The 14,012-nt window shown below is 67.3% G+C and carries 12 protein-coding genes, 1 tRNA gene and 1 rRNA gene; 13 read left to right on the top strand and 1 reads right to left on the bottom strand.

From position 1 onward, the window contains the following. The first annotated feature begins 73 nt into the window (after positions 1-73). The 5 genes from M3330_RS09660 to M3330_RS09640 are packed head-to-tail and all read left to right on the top strand — an operon-like array spanning position 74 to position 2,307. The gene (locus tag M3330_RS09660; RefSeq protein WP_255028569.1) at positions 74-730 is read left to right on the top strand and encodes a type II secretion system F family protein; all 657 of its coding nucleotides are present in this window, start codon (positions 74-76) and stop codon (positions 728-730) included. Further along, a complete protein-coding gene (locus M3330_RS09655; RefSeq protein WP_037217247.1) occupies positions 727-1,302 on the top strand; it encodes a type II secretion system F family protein in 576 nt (191 codons plus the stop codon). The genes M3330_RS09660 and M3330_RS09655 overlap by 4 nt, the downstream gene beginning before the upstream one ends. A 46-nt stretch (positions 1,303-1,348) precedes the next feature. Then, a complete protein-coding gene (locus M3330_RS09650) occupies positions 1,349-1,567 on the top strand; it encodes a DUF4244 domain-containing protein (RefSeq protein ID WP_051424877.1) in 219 nt (72 codons plus the stop codon). Positions 1,568-1,576: 9 nt separating this feature from the next. After that, entirely contained in the window at positions 1,577-1,951 is a 375-nt protein-coding gene (locus M3330_RS09645; RefSeq protein WP_100167921.1) for a TadE family type IV pilus minor pilin, read from the top strand. Then, positions 1,948-2,307: an Rv3654c family TadE-like protein gene (locus tag M3330_RS09640; protein ID WP_039586570.1), complete on the top strand. Its 360-nt coding sequence runs from the start codon at positions 1,948-1,950 to the stop codon at positions 2,305-2,307. The genes M3330_RS09645 and M3330_RS09640 overlap by 4 nt, the downstream gene beginning before the upstream one ends. 164 nt (positions 2,308-2,471) lie before the next feature. On the opposite strand, the gene M3330_RS09635 is transcribed toward M3330_RS09640, so the two are convergent. Continuing rightward, positions 2,472-4,820 carry a DEAD/DEAH box helicase gene (locus M3330_RS09635; RefSeq protein ID WP_255028568.1) on the bottom strand — a complete coding sequence of 783 codons (2,349 nt, stop codon included), beginning with the start codon at positions 4,818-4,820 and terminating at the stop codon, positions 2,472-2,474. A gap of 435 nt (positions 4,821-5,255) precedes the next feature. Between M3330_RS09635 and M3330_RS09630 the strand changes: the two genes are divergently transcribed. The 8 genes from M3330_RS09630 (at position 5,256) to M3330_RS09595 (ending at position 13,814) form a co-directional block, all read left to right on the top strand. After that, positions 5,256-5,459: a cold-shock protein gene (locus M3330_RS09630; RefSeq protein ID WP_003935252.1), complete on the top strand. Its 204-nt coding sequence runs from the start codon at positions 5,256-5,258 to the stop codon at positions 5,457-5,459. 162 nt (positions 5,460-5,621) lie between these two features. Then, positions 5,622-6,227 carry a hypothetical protein gene (locus M3330_RS09625; RefSeq protein ID WP_255028567.1) on the top strand — a complete coding sequence of 202 codons (606 nt, stop codon included), beginning with the start codon at positions 5,622-5,624 and terminating at the stop codon, positions 6,225-6,227. A 117-nt stretch (positions 6,228-6,344) separates the two neighbouring features. After that, on the top strand, positions 6,345-9,290 hold the full coding sequence (gene topA / locus M3330_RS09620) for a type I DNA topoisomerase (protein WP_255028566.1): 2,946 nt from the start codon (positions 6,345-6,347) through the stop codon (positions 9,288-9,290). A gap of 35 nt (positions 9,291-9,325) precedes the next feature. After that, entirely contained in the window at positions 9,326-9,958 is a 633-nt protein-coding gene (locus tag M3330_RS09615) for a DUF6597 domain-containing transcriptional factor (RefSeq protein WP_255028565.1), read from the top strand. 53 nt (positions 9,959-10,011) lie between these two features. Beyond that, complete coding sequence (locus M3330_RS09610) at positions 10,012-11,199, top strand: DNA polymerase III subunit delta' (protein WP_255028564.1); 1,188 nt, start codon at positions 10,012-10,014, stop codon at positions 11,197-11,199. A gap of 62 nt (positions 11,200-11,261) precedes the next feature. Further along, a tRNA-Thr gene (locus M3330_RS09605) sits at positions 11,262-11,337 on the top strand. 265 nt (positions 11,338-11,602) lie between these two features. Further along, entirely contained in the window at positions 11,603-11,800 is a 198-nt protein-coding gene (locus tag M3330_RS09600) for a hypothetical protein (RefSeq protein ID WP_006552400.1), read from the top strand. Positions 11,801-12,292: 492 nt separating this feature from the next. Next, positions 12,293-13,814: ribosomal RNA gene (locus M3330_RS09595) — 16S ribosomal RNA — on the top strand. Positions 13,815-14,012: the final 198 nt, after the last annotated feature.

Here is a 14,012-nt window from a genome sequence, read left to right as displayed (position 1 = left end):
GGTACCTGCCCGACCTGCCATCACACCTTCCCAACCTAACAAAGTACTACTAGTCGTCGGGGTGATGGTCGTCGTGCTCGCGACGGTTGTGGTGTGGGCGGGAATCACACCGGCTGTGGCCGGCGCGACCGTCGCGACGACCGCGGTGTGGCGTCGCCGAGCCCGGCGCCGCGCTGCTGAGCTCGATCGGCAACGACGGATGTTGCTGTCGGGACTCGACACCGTGATCGCCGATCTGCGGGTGGGGACGCATCCCGCCGACGCGTGCGAGACGGCGGCCCGGGAGACGGCCGGGTCCGTCGCCGATGCCTTCCGGGTCGCTGCGGCCCGGGCGCGACTCGGCGGGTCGGCGGCACACGGACTACGTTCGGCCACAGCATCCTCGAATGGTGTCGCCGACAGTCTGGGTCGTGTCGCCGATGCGTGGGCCGTCTCCGACCGCCACGGTCTCGCCCTCGCCGAACTGCTCGGGGCCGCGCGTATCGATCTGGCCGCGCGTATGCGGATCCGTGCCCGTACGGAGGCCGGACTTGCCGGTGCTCGGGCCACGGCGACGGTTCTGGCGGGACTGCCGGTGCTCGGGGTGGGTCTCGGGCAACTCATGGGCGCTGCTCCGCTCGGCATCCTCCTCGCCGGTGGGCTCGGCGGCGTGATGCTCGTGGTCGGCACTGCGCTGGTCTGTGCGGGTCTGCTGTGGACGGACCGGATCGCGGCACGGGTGAGGGCATGAGCGCGACGTGGGCGGTGTTGCTGGGAGCGGCCTCTCTCGTCGTCGCACCGACCCCTCGTGGAACCACCCGCTTGTTCTCCACGAGAACCCTTGCTGCCGCGTCGGATACAACTAAACCCGAGACCGACCCGCACGCGTTTCCCGCTGCCTTCGATCTCTTCGCGGCGTGCCTGCGCGCAGGGATGCCCGCCGGTTCTGCGGCGCGGGTCGTCGCGGAATCCGCTCCACCCGACCTCGCGGCGGCGTTGCGGAGAGGTGCCGACCGATTGGCGCTCGGAGCCGATCCGGCCGATGCGTGGGGAGGTTCGGGAGCGGTCGACGCGCTGGACGATTTCGCCCGCGCGGCACGACGATCCGCGAAATCCGGTGCGCCCCTGTCGGACACCGTCGCCGAACTCGCGGTCCGGCATCGCGCCGAGACGGAGGACCGGGTCGCCGCCGAGATCGATCGGGCCGGAGTACTCGTGAGCGGGCCGCTCGGTCTGTGCTTTCTGCCTGCCTTCGTGTGCCTGGGCATCGTGCCGGTCGTCGTCGGCCTGGCGCGGGACGTCCTGGGTGCGGGGCTGATGTGAACGTCGGCGCGGACGGTCCGCGCCGCTCGGATGGGAGGGACGGAAGATGGGGAAACGAACAGTGACCGAAGCGTTCGCACACAGTCTGCGCGGTCGCCTCGGCGGGCTCGTCGTGCAGGACGACGGCATGTCGACGGCGGAATATGCGATCGGGACCATTGCGGCGGCGGCTTTCGGGGCGGTGCTGTACACCGTGGTGACCGGCGATTCGATCGTGTCCGCGCTGACGGGCATCGTCGAGCGTGCCCTGAACACGGCGGTGTGATACCGACGCATGCGAAAGATGCTCGGACGACGCTGGTTACGCGCTTTCGTTCGTGAGGACGAAGGCGGGGTCACCGTCGAAGCGGCTCTCGCCGTCGCAAGCCTGGTCACGGTGCTCGTGCTGTGCCTCGGCGCGGTGCTGGGCATCGCGTACCAGGTGCGGTGCCATGACGCCGCCCGTGAAGCCGCCCGCCTCGCCGCGCGGGGAGATCAAGCGAGGGCGGTCGATGTGGCCACGCGAGTCGCGCCTCCGGACGCACGCGTGGCGGTACGCGAGGAAGGAGATCTGATCGTGGCGGTCGTGACTGCGGAGAGTCCGCTGCTCCCGTTGCTGACCCTCACGGCCGAGGCGGTGGCGGTGCGCGAGCCGGAAGGAACGCGATGAGGTCGGGCCCGTCCCTCCTCGGCGACGACGGGAGCGCGAGTGTGATCGGCTGCGCCGTGATGGCCGGACTCATCGCGATCACGGCCACGTTGCTGCACGTCGGGTCGGTCGTCGTCGCACGTCATCGTGCGCAGGCGGCGGCCGACCTGGCGGCGGTGGCGGTCGCCTCGGCACTGGACCGCGGGGTCGTGGAGGCTTGCGAGGCGAGCGAGGCGATCACCACACGGATGCGAGTACGATTGCGGCGCTGCGAGATCGAAGAGTGGGATGCGCTCGTCGAGGTCACCGCTGAGGTGTCGGCTCTCCTCGGCGGGAAGAAGGCGACGGCCGTCGCGCGAGCCGGTCCTGCCCGATGAGGCCCGTCGGCGGTCGCTCGCGGCCGTATCCAGCGCATTCGCGCTCGTTGCTTGCCTGTGCTCGCATCCAGCGGTTGCCGCCCGACCCGTACACGAAGCGGCTGCTGGCAGCCGTTCCCGTCCCGGATCCGGCCGAGTAGGCGCGCCGGTGGCCTGAATCGCCGTCACCCCTCGATCGCAGCGAGGACGGCATCGAGGACGGCGACCGCCCCGGACTTGTCGAGCGGATCGTTGCCGTTCCCGCACTTGGGGGAGTACACGCACGACGGGCATCCGGCGGCACATTCGCAGGCCGCGACCGCATCGCGGGTCGCGCTGAGCCACTTGGTGATCCGGTGGTATCCGCGTTCGGCGAATCCGGCGCCGCCGGGCTGTCCGTCGTAGACGAAGACGGTGGGCAGCCCGGTGTCGGGGTGCAGATCGGTGGAGACGCCGCCGATGTCGCCCCGATCGCACGTCGCGAGCAGGGGGAGCAGGCCGATAGCGGCGTGCTCGGCGGCGTGGAGTGCCCCGGGCACGCGATCGGGGGTCACCCCGATCCGGTCGAGCAGGTCGGGGTCGATCGTGTACATCACCGCGCGGGTGTCGAGCGTGTGCTCGGGCATGTCGAGGGGAATCTGGTCGAGCACCTCTCCGGACGGCAGGCGGCGCAGATAGCCGACCACCCGGTGCGTCACCTCGACCCCCACGGACGCGACGGTGACGGGTCCGAACTCGCGGTGTTCGTCGACGGAGATGCAACAGATGTCGGTGATCTCGCGTGCGCTCGTCGACCATTCCGGGTCCTCGGCGTGCACGAGGGCGATGCCGTCCTCGAGATACAACTCGTCGACGACGACGGTCTCACCCTGGTGCAGGTGCACAGCTCCGGGATGGACGGTCGCGGGGGCGCGGGCGGCGTCGACGGTGCCGAGCATGCGACCGGTGTCGCCCTCGACGATCGAGACCTGGCGGCCGATCCCGCCGCGGATCTCGACATCACCGTGCGGTTGCGTTCCCGGGGTGACGAACCAGCCGTGCGGGCGGCGGCGGATCAGTCCCTGCTCCGCGAGGTCCGTGAGGACGTCGAGCGCGCCGAACTCCTCGACCTCGGCATCGCTGATCGGCAGTTCCGATGCGGCGCAGAGAAGTTGGGGCCCGAGCACGTACGGATTGTTCGGATCGGTGACCGTCGCCTCGACCGGTCGGTCGAGCAGTGCCTGCGGATGGTGCACGAGATAGGTGTCGAGCGGATCGTCCCGCGCGACCAGCACGACGAGCGAACCCTGCCCGCGGCGACCGGCGCGACCGCCCTGCTGACGGAAGGACGCGACCGTGCCCGGGAATCCGGCGACGATCACCGCGTCCAGACCGGCGATGTCCACGCCGAGTTCGAGGGCGTTGGTGCTGGCGACGCCGAGCAGACGGCCGTCGGAGAGCGCGGCCTCGAGGTCGCGCCGGTCCTCGGCGAGGTAGCCCGCCCGGTAGGCCGCCACCCGGTCGACGAGATCCGGTGCCGCCTCGGCGAGAAGCCGACGTGCACCCATGGCCGTGAGCTCGGCGCCGTGACGCGACCGGACGAACGCCAGGGTGCGGGCACCCTCGACGACGAGGTCGGCGAGAAGGCGCGCGGCCTCGGTCCCGGCGGCCCGCCGCACCGGGGCGCCGTGTTCGCCCGTGAGTTCGCGCAGCAGGGGCGGCTCCCACATCGCGACCGTGCGGGGTCCGTGCGGCGAGCCGTCCTCGGTGATCTCGCGGCAGGGTGCTCCGATGAGCCGGGACGCCGCTGCCCCCGGTTCCGCGGTCGTCGCGGAGGCGAGGACGAAGACGGGATCGGCGCCGTACCGGCGGGCCACGCGCCGGAGCCGACGCAGGATCAGGGCGACGTGCGAGCCGAACACACCCCGGTAGGAGTGGCATTCGTCGACGACGACGTACCGCAGGCGGCGCCACAGTCGGGCCCATCGTGCGTGGGCGGGCAACAGCGACAGGTGCAGCATGTCGGGATTGGTGAAGATCCAGTGCGAGTGCCGGCGCGTCCACTGCCGGATCTCGGTGGAGGTGTCGCCGTCGTAGGCACACGCGCACACGGTCGACAGGCCGTCGATGTCGGAGGTCAGTTCGGTGACCGCGCGCAGCTGGTCGGCGCCGAGGGCCTTGGTGGGCGACAGGTAGAGAGCGGTGGCCTGCGGGTCGTCGGCGAGCGCGCTCAGGACGGGCAGCTGGTAGGCGACCGACTTGCCCGACGCGGTGCCGGTGGACACCACCACGTTCTCCCCGCCGGCCGCGATGTCGGCGGCGCTCGCCTGGTGGTGCCAGGGACGCTCGACGCCCTGGTCGCGGAAGGCCCGGACGACGTCCTCGTGCGCCCACTGCGGCCAGTCGCTGTGGTGGGCGGGCCGGGCCGGGATCTCTGCGACGTGGGTCAGCGGTGACTCGCCCGTCGGGGTGCCGGCGAGCAGCCGGTCGAGCAGCTCGCGACCGTAGGTGGGGGCGGTGGCGTCGCCGTTGTGGAGGAAGGGCGAGCCGGTCACGCAGTACTCCGCTGGGTCGGACGAGGTGTCTGTCGAAAACGTCTGTCGGATAGGAATGTGTCGGATACGGCGAGGCTGTGTCGGATGCGGGAGACCCGGGTCCGGGACGAGTGGGGCCACAGTGGCCTCCCGTAACATGGGAGCAACAGCTACCCGTGGGTAATGCTACCGAGACATGAACAAGATCAGGGAATTGGCACGTTTGTGCCCATTCCTACTGTTGCGCGTGCCCAGAACGTGGTTGACTGACACCCGGTCGCAGCTTCTGTGTTCGTAGACTTGGAAAAGTGCACGCTCGCAGGATCGATGGTTGCGAGCGCGGTGCTTTAGCTCTTCCAACGGGGGACTCGAGAAGTACAGCGGTCGGAACCGGGACCTGGCGGATCGCGTACCCGGCGGTTCGTCGAATCCGGTGTTAGAAAGAGAAGGAAAAGCATGGCACAGGGCACTGTGAAGTGGTTCAACGCGGAGAAGGGCTTCGGCTTCATCGCTCCTGAGGACGGCTCCGCCGACGTGTTCGTTCACTACTCCGAGATCCAGGGTTCCGGCTTCCGCACCCTCGAGGAGAACCAGCGAGTCGAGTTCGAGGTCGGTCAGGGCACCAAGGGCCCGCAGGCCACCGGCGTGCGCGCACTCTGATCCACCCGCTCGAGCGAGCAACCGGGCAAGGTCAACCACCTCGCCCGATCGTCCCCCGTCGCCTCAGGTGATGGGGGACGATGCATTTCCGGGACGTGTGCGCGAACCGGTCGTGGGACCTCACCGCCTCGTCGCGCTCATGGAGCCGGGAGAGGAGGACCCGTGAGTCAACTGTCCTTCTTCGGGGCCGACACGATGCCGCCGGCCCTGGCCGACCTGAGCGGCCTGCTCGCGGCACACGGACGTGCGCGTCTCACCGACGACGGCGCGGTGCTGACCGTGGAGGTCGACGCCGAATGGCGCGCCCGTGCGATCGGGCAGCTCGTGACCGACACGGGAGTCGAGGCGGACATCGCCGTCGACGGCGAGCTGTTCACCGTCAGCACATCCGTCGACCCCGCTCTCGTCCCGCTCGCGACCCAGTGGAGCAGCGCCGACGGCAAGACGGTCCCGACCGGCTGGGTCCCGTCCTCGCGGGCCCAGCGGGCGTGGTTCCTCGCGTCCGGTCGCATGGAGGTCGAGGGAGCACAGTATGTTCTCGGTCTGGATGCGACGGCTCCCGACACTCATGCAGTTCTGGCGCAGGCGCTCATGCGCGCCGGCATCGCACCGACCCTGATCGGTACGCACGGCACCGGTGGACCGGGGTTGAGGATCTCCGGCCGGAGGCGTCTGACGAGGCTCGTCGAGAACATCGGTGCACCTCCGGACGCCGACGCGGCACGACGGATCTGGCCGCACGTGGAACCGGGTGATCATCACTTGTGAAGAGCCGTTCCCCGAGGATGTGCGACCCTGTGTGTGGCCGCGTCTGGGGAACGGGTCGGTATACATGTCTTCGAACAAGGCGACATGTCGGCAATGAGGGAAGGTGCGGGCGGCACGGTGGCAGCACGGGAGAAGAGCACTGCGGGCGGTTCGTCGGGCACGCGTCGGCTCGTGATCGTCGAGTCCCCGACCAAGGCGAGGAAGATCGCCCCCTACCTCGGCCGCGACTACGTCGTCGAGGCATCGGTCGGTCACATCCGCGACCTGCCGCGCGGTGCCGCGGACGTCCCCGCCAAGTACAAGGGCGAGTCGTGGGCGCGCCTCGGTGTCGACGTCGATCACGACTTCGAACCCCTCTACGTCGTCAGCGCCGACAAGAAGACCAAGGTCTCGGAGCTGAAGAGCCTGCTCAAGGACGCCGACGAGCTCTACCTCGCCACCGACCCCGACCGCGAGGGCGAGGCCATCGCCTGGCACCTGCTCGAGACCCTGAAGCCCAAGGTGCCGGTCCGGCGCATGGTCTTCCACGAGATCACCGAGCCCGCTATCCGCGCGGCCGCCGAGAACACCCGCGACCTCGACAACGACCTGGTCGACGCGCAGGAGACCCGCCGCATCCTCGACCGTCTCTACGGCTACGAGGTCAGTCCCGTGCTGTGGAAGAAGGTCATGCCCCGTCTGTCGGCGGGTCGTGTGCAGTCGGTGGCGACCCGCGTGATCGTGCAGCGCGAACGCGAGCGCATGGCGTTCAAGTCCGCCGAGTACTGGGACATCGCGGCCACGATGGACGCCGGCGCCGACGCGAGCCCCCGGTCGTTCGGTGCCCGCCTGGTCAACGTCGACGGTTCCCGTGTCGCCTCGGGTCGCGACTTCGGGCCCGACGGGAACCTGAAGTCGAACGGTGTCGTCGTCCTCGACGAGGACCGCGCCCGCCGCCTCGCGGAGGCACTCGCCGGTGTCGCGTTGACGGTGTCGTCGGCCGAGAGCAAGCCGTACACCCGCAAGCCCTACGCGCCGTTCATGACGTCGACGCTGCAGCAGGAGGCGGGCCGCAAGCTGCGGTTCTCGTCCGAGCGCACCATGCGCACCGCGCAGCGTCTGTACGAGAACGGCTACATCACCTACATGCGTACCGACTCGACGACGCTGTCCGAGTCGGCGATCGCGGCGGCCCGCGCACAGGCCACCCAGCTGTACGGTGCCGAGTTCGTCCATCCGACGCCGCGCCAGTACACCCGCAAGGTCAAGAACGCGCAGGAAGCACACGAGGCGATCCGTCCCGCCGGCGACGTCTTCGCGACCCCCGGCGAGCTGCACGCGCGCCTCGACGGCGACGAGTTCAAGCTCTACGAGCTCATCTGGCAGCGCACCGTCGCCTCCCAGATGGCCGACGCGCGGGGCACCACGCTGACGCTGCGCATCACCGGCACCGCGGGCACCGGCGAGGAGTGCACCTTCTCGTCGTCGGGCCGCACCATCACGTTCCCGGGCTTCCTCAAGGCATACGTCGAGAGTGTCGACGAGGAAGCCGGTGGTCAGTCGGACGACGCGGAGTCGCGCCTGCCGAACCTGTCCGAGGGTGCCTCGGTCACCGCGACGAAGCTCGATCCGGACGGTCACTCCACCAACCCGCCGGCCCGGTACACCGAGGCGAGCCTGATCAAGACGCTCGAAGAGCTCGGGATCGGCCGGCCCTCGACCTACGCGTCGATCATCAAGACCATCCTCGACCGCGGCTACGTCTACAAGCGTGGCAGCGCGCTCGTCCCGTCGTGGGTGGCGTTCGCCGTCATCGGCCTGCTCGAGGCGCACTTCGCCCAGCTCGTCGACTACGACTTCACGGCCGGGATGGAGGACGATCTCGACGAGATCGCCTCCGGTCACCGGCAGCGCACCGACTGGCTGACGCGGTTCTACTTCGGCAGCGACGACGGTCACGAGGAGTCGGTCGCGCGCAAGGGCGGCCTGAAGAAGCTGGTGGGGGAGAACCTCGAGGACATCGACGCCCGCGAGATCAACTCCATCCGCCTGTTCGACGACTCCGAGGGTCGCGAGATCCACGTGCGTGTGGGCCGCTTCGGTCCGTACCTCGAACGGATGGTCACCGACCCGAACAACCCCGACGCCGAGCCGACCTCGCAGCGCGCGAACCTGCCCGACGACCTGCCGCCGGACGAGCTCACCCTCGAATACGCCGAGAAACTCTTCTCGACGCCGCAGGAGGGACGTGTCCTCGGTGTCGATCCGTCGACCGGCTACGAGATCGTCGCGCGGGAGGGTCGCTTCGGTCCCTACGTGACCGAGCTGATCCCCGATCCGGAACCCGAGCCCGAACCGGAGCCGGACGTCACGCCCATCCCCGTCGATGAACTCGGCTCGGAGGGAGAGGGCGGCACGAAGACCGCCACCAAGAAGGCCGTCGCCAAGAAGGCGGCGAAGAAGGCTCCCGCGAAGAAGACCGGTCCGAAGCCGCGCACGGGTTCGCTGTTCAAGACGATGGACCTGTCCACGGTCACCCTGGAAGACGCCCTGAAACTGCTGTCGCTGCCGCGCGTGGTGGGTGTCGATCCGGAGTCCGGCGACGAGATCACCGCCCAGAACGGCCGCTACGGTCCGTACCTGAAGAAGGGCAGCGACTCGCGGTCGCTCGCCAACGAGGAGCAGATCTTCACGATCACGCTCGACGAGGCGCTGAAGATCTACGCGGAGCCGAAGCGCCGCGGCCGGCAGGCCGCCGCCACGCCGCCGCTGCGCGAGCTGGGCACCGACCCGGTCAGCGGCAAGCAGATGGTGATCAAGGACGGCCGGTTCGGCCCGTACGTCACCGACGGTGAGACGAACGCGAGCCTGCGCAAGGGCGACGAGGTCGAGTCCATCACCGACGAGCGGGCGTCCGAACTGCTCGCCGACCGTCGGGCACGCGGTCCGGCCAAGAAGACCGCGAAGAAGACAGCGGCGAAGAAGACTGCCGCCAAGAAGACCACCGCCAAGAAGACCACCGCCAAGAAGACGGCGGCGAAGAAGACGACGAAGAAGGCTGCCGCGAAGAAGACGACGGACTGACGGTTCCCGTCGGGGTACGCGGATAGCCTCACGGTGTGTACCGCGAACTGCCGTCGGGAATCCTCGGCGTCACACTGTGGCGGTCCGGGCCGTCCGGTGCCCGCGTGGGCGGAACCCACGTGCTGCCGGACGGCTACATGGACCTCATTCGGCACGCCGACGGCTTCCTCGTCGCCGGCCCGGACACGACGTCCCAGTTCTCCGATCTGATGGCGGATCGACCGCTGACGGCCGTCCGGTTCGAACCCGGCCTGGGGCCGCGGTTCTTCGGTGTCGACGCGAGCGAGCTGACCGATCGACGGGTTCCGCTCGACGATCTGTGGCCGTCACGGCGTGTGCGTCTCCTCGCGGTTCGAGCCGAGGACGATCCCGTCGCTGCACTGGTCGACGCCGTGCGGGGCGCGGTCGACGAACACGATCCGATGGCCGCCCTCGCGCTGGCGCTGGCCTCCGGCACGGCCGTCTCGGAAGTCGCCGCGACCCTCGGCTGGAGCGACAGGACACTGCGTCGTCGCTCGGCGGTACCTCGGGTGCTTCGATGGGCAGGTCGAGGCCGAGCATGCGATAGCACGCGAAGGACCGATCGAGATCGGCGACGGCGAGCCCCACGGCGGAGAAATGAATGGTCATGGCCCGACGATGGGACCGAGGACGTGCAGCCGTCCTGAACGTTTCGGACACGTGATCCGGACCCGTCGGACCCGGTCGTTAGGCTGAGCGCATGTCCGGGGTCTTCGATCGTCTCGTCGGTCAACGCGATGTCGAGACCGAACTCGTCGCGGCCGCGGTAGCTGCCCGTCGGGGCGACACCGGGTCGGCGATGACGCACTCGTGGCTGTTCACCGGTCCTCCCGGGTCCGGTCGCTCGGTCGCGGCGCTGTGTTTCGCAGCCGCTCTGCAGTGCACCGACGAGGAGCCTCCCGGTTGCGGGCGATGCCACGCCTGCACCACCACTATGGCAGGCACCCACGGCGACGTACGGCGGGTCGTGCCCGAGGGACTGACGATCAGCGTCAAGTCGATGCGCGACATCGTGCAGGTCGCCTCGCGGCGTCCCAGCACAGGACGATGGCAGGTCGTGGTGATCGAGGATGCCGACCGCCTCACCGAGGGAGCCGCGAACGCGCTGCTGAAGGTGGTCGAGGAACCGCCGCAGCGAACGGTCTTCCTCCTGTGCGCGCCGTCGATCGATCCCGAGGACATCTCGGTGACGCTGCGCTCGCGCTGCCGTCACGTCGGGTTGGTCACTCCCAGCGCCGACGCCATCGCGCGCGTCCTCGAGGCCACCGACGGCATCGATCCGAAGACGGCGCAGTGGGCTGCATCCGTCAGTGCAGGCCACGTCGGTCGGGCCCGACGGCTGGCCACCGACGAGGGCGCCCGCGACAACCGGACACGTGCCCTCGCTGTCGCCGGCGCGGTCCTGCGCCCCGCCACCACCTACTCCGCAGCCGACGATCTCGGACGCAGTGCCGAGACCGAGGCGAAGGAGATCAGTGCGGAGCGCGACGAGCACGAGACCGAAGAGCTCAGGACCGCTCTCGGTGCCGGCGGTACCGGCAAGGGGGCTGCGGGTGCGCTTCGCGGTTCGGCCGGGGTCCTCAAGGAACTCGAACGCACTCAGAAGTCGCGGAAGACGCGAACCGAGCGCGACATCATGGACAGAGCGCTTATCGATCTCGCCGGTCTGTATCGGGACGCGCTGGTGCACGCCTTCGGATCGCGGGTCACGCTCAACCATCCGGACATGTCGGATCGTGCGGTCGACCTCGCGTCGAGGACCCGGCCGGAGTCGCTGCTCGAGTGCATCGAGGCCACCCTCGACTGCCGGGAGGCGCTCGCCCAGAACGTCAAACCCCGCTTCGCTCTCGCGGCGCTCGCAGCCCGGTTGAGCTCGGCGTTCCGGTAGCCGAAGTGCCGGTTTGCGTCGGGGTGGGGGTAGTCCGCTAGACTTCGGACGCCGAAAGGCTCGCTGCCTTAGCTCAGTCGGTAGAGCATTTCACTCGTAATGAAAAGGTCGTCGGTTCGATTCCGACAGGCAGCTCCACGAAGGCCCCTCACCACGGTGAGGGGCCTTCGACGTTTCTGCGCGCTGTGCGATTCGCACGGATGATGGAGACATGTTGATGGAACTGTTCTCCTTGGTCCTGATCATCGGTGCTCTCGCCGTGGTGCTGCCCATGGCCGTCCGGGTCTTCCGGGACAAGGACCGTTGACGCGAAGCGACCGCGACTATCGGCGCGCACGAGAGCGGTCTCGGACACGGCGCCGAAATCCTCGACAACCCCGTCACCGCGCAGCATGCTTCTCTCATGGCTGAGTCGTTGAAGGACCGGGTTCGGGAGAAGATCCTGCGGCAGCGCGCCGAGGACGGAGGCCGGCCGATCGGCGACGCCGAAGGGGACGACCCTCGCCTCATGGATCTCCGCAGCGACCTCGCGATGCTGGAGCAGGCCGGCGAGGACGATCCGATCGTCCAGCACCTCGCGGCGAAGTACTGGGTCCCCTGAACACCCTCACAACGACGCTTCGTAAGTCGATAAACCAGCTTTGACCTGGCGATTTGGTGTTCTCGGAGATGTTCGCGTAACTTATTCCAGGTCAGAGCGACACGGACACCGACCCGGGCCGAGAGGAACGGGACAACGAGGTTGGACGAAGGCGCCTGCAGATTTCACTGGTTCGAAACCTTCTGGTAAGGTTTGGAGCCGTGCCCGAGAGCCGGAAGGCCCTCGGATGAACAGTCACCCCGGAGTGAACGAACCGGAAGGTTCGGAAACGATGGTGTGTGCGTGTTCTTTGAGAACTCAACAGTGTGCCGATGAATGTCAGTGCCAAATAATTTTGGTGCGGCCACTTCACTTTTGTGGGTGGTTGTTGCTGGACATCGCATTCTTCCGTCTGCGGTGGTCCAGTGTTTGAGCTAGTTTGAGTTTTTTGCTAGTGATTTGACTCTTTTGTCTTTGACTGATTGCCCCTTTTTTGGGGGTGATTGTGAGTCTTCAACGGAGAGTTTGATCCTGGCTCAGGACGAACGCTGGCGGCGTGCTTAACACATGCAAGTCGAACGATGAAGCCCAGCTTGCTGGGTGGATTAGTGGCGAACGGGTGAGTAACACGTGGGTGATCTGCCCTGCACTCTGGGATAAGCCTGGGAAACTGGGTCTAATACCGGATATGACCTCTTGCTGCATGGCGAGGGGTGGAAAGTTTTTCGGTGCAGGATGAGCCCGCGGCCTATCAGCTTGTTGGTGGGGTAATGGCCTACCAAGGCGACGACGGGTAGCCGGCCTGAGAGGGCGACCGGCCACACTGGGACTGAGACACGGCCCAGACTCCTACGGGAGGCAGCAGTGGGGAATATTGCACAATGGGCGCAAGCCTGATGCAGCGACGCCGCGTGAGGGATGACGGCCTTCGGGTTGTAAACCTCTTTCACCCATGACGAAGCGCAAGTGACGGTAGTGGGAGAAGAAGCACCGGCCAACTACGTGCCAGCAGCCGCGGTAATACGTAGGGTGCGAGCGTTGTCCGGAATTACTGGGCGTAAAGAGCTCGTAGGCGGTTTGTCGCGTCGTCTGTGAAATCCCGCAGCTCAACTGCGGGCTTGCAGGCGATACGGGCAGACTCGAGTACTGCAGGGGAGACTGGAATTCCTGGTGTAGCGGTGAAATGCGCAGATATCAGGAGGAACACCGGTGGCGAAGGCGGGTCTCTGGGCAGTAACTGACGCTGAGGAGCGAAAGCGTGGGTAGCGAACAGGATTAGATACCCTGGTAGTCCACGCCGTAAACGGTGGGCGCTAGGTGTGGGTTTCCTTCCACGGGATCCGTGCCGTAGCCAACGCATTAAGCGCCCCGCCTGGGGAGTACGGCCGCAAGGCTAAAACTCAAAGGAATTGACGGGGGCCCGCACAAGCGGCGGAGCATGTGGATTAATTCGATGCAACGCGAAGAACCTTACCTGGGTTTGACATGTACCGGACGACTGCAGAGATGTGGTTTCCCTTGTGGCCGGTAGACAGGTGGTGCATGGCTGTCGTCAGCTCGTGTCGTGAGATGTTGGGTTAAGTCCCGCAACGAGCGCAACCCTTGTCCTGTGTTGCCAGCACGTGATGGTGGGGACTCGCAGGAGACTGCCGGGGTCAACTCGGAGGAAGGTGGGGACGACGTCAAGTCATCATGCCCCTTATGTCCAGGGCTTCACACATGCTACAATGGTCGGTACAGAGGGCTGCGATACCGTGAGGTGGAGCGAATCCCTTAAAGCCGGTCTCAGTTCGGATCGGGGTCTGCAACTCGACCCCGTGAAGTCGGAGTCGCTAGTAATCGCAGATCAGCAACGCTGCGGTGAATACGTTCCCGGGCCTTGTACACACCGCCCGTCACGTCATGAAAGTCGGTAACACCCGAAGCCGGTGGCCTAACCCCTTGTGGGAGGGAGCCGTCGAAGGTGGGATCGGCGATTGGGACGAAGTCGTAACAAGGTAGCCGTACCGGAAGGTGCGGCTGGATCACCTCCTTTCTAAGGAGCATCTGCCCACACACCCCGAACAGTCGGGTGTGGTGTGCGGCCAGAGACCGATTGTCCCCGATCGTGGGACACGGTTGCTCATGGGTGGAACGCTGACAATCATCACCGCGTATGCATCATCCGATAGTGGTGGTGTGCGGTGGTTATATCGGTGCACTGTTGGGTCCTGAGAGAACACGCAATGTGTTT

The organism is Rhodococcus sp. GA1, from assembly GCF_024321955.1.
Taxonomy (GTDB): Bacteria; Actinomycetota; Actinomycetes; order Mycobacteriales; family Mycobacteriaceae; genus Rhodococcus; species Rhodococcus pyridinivorans.
The sequence above is the reverse complement of the archived record's forward strand: the minus strand, read 5'-3'. Positions and strand labels throughout refer to the sequence as shown.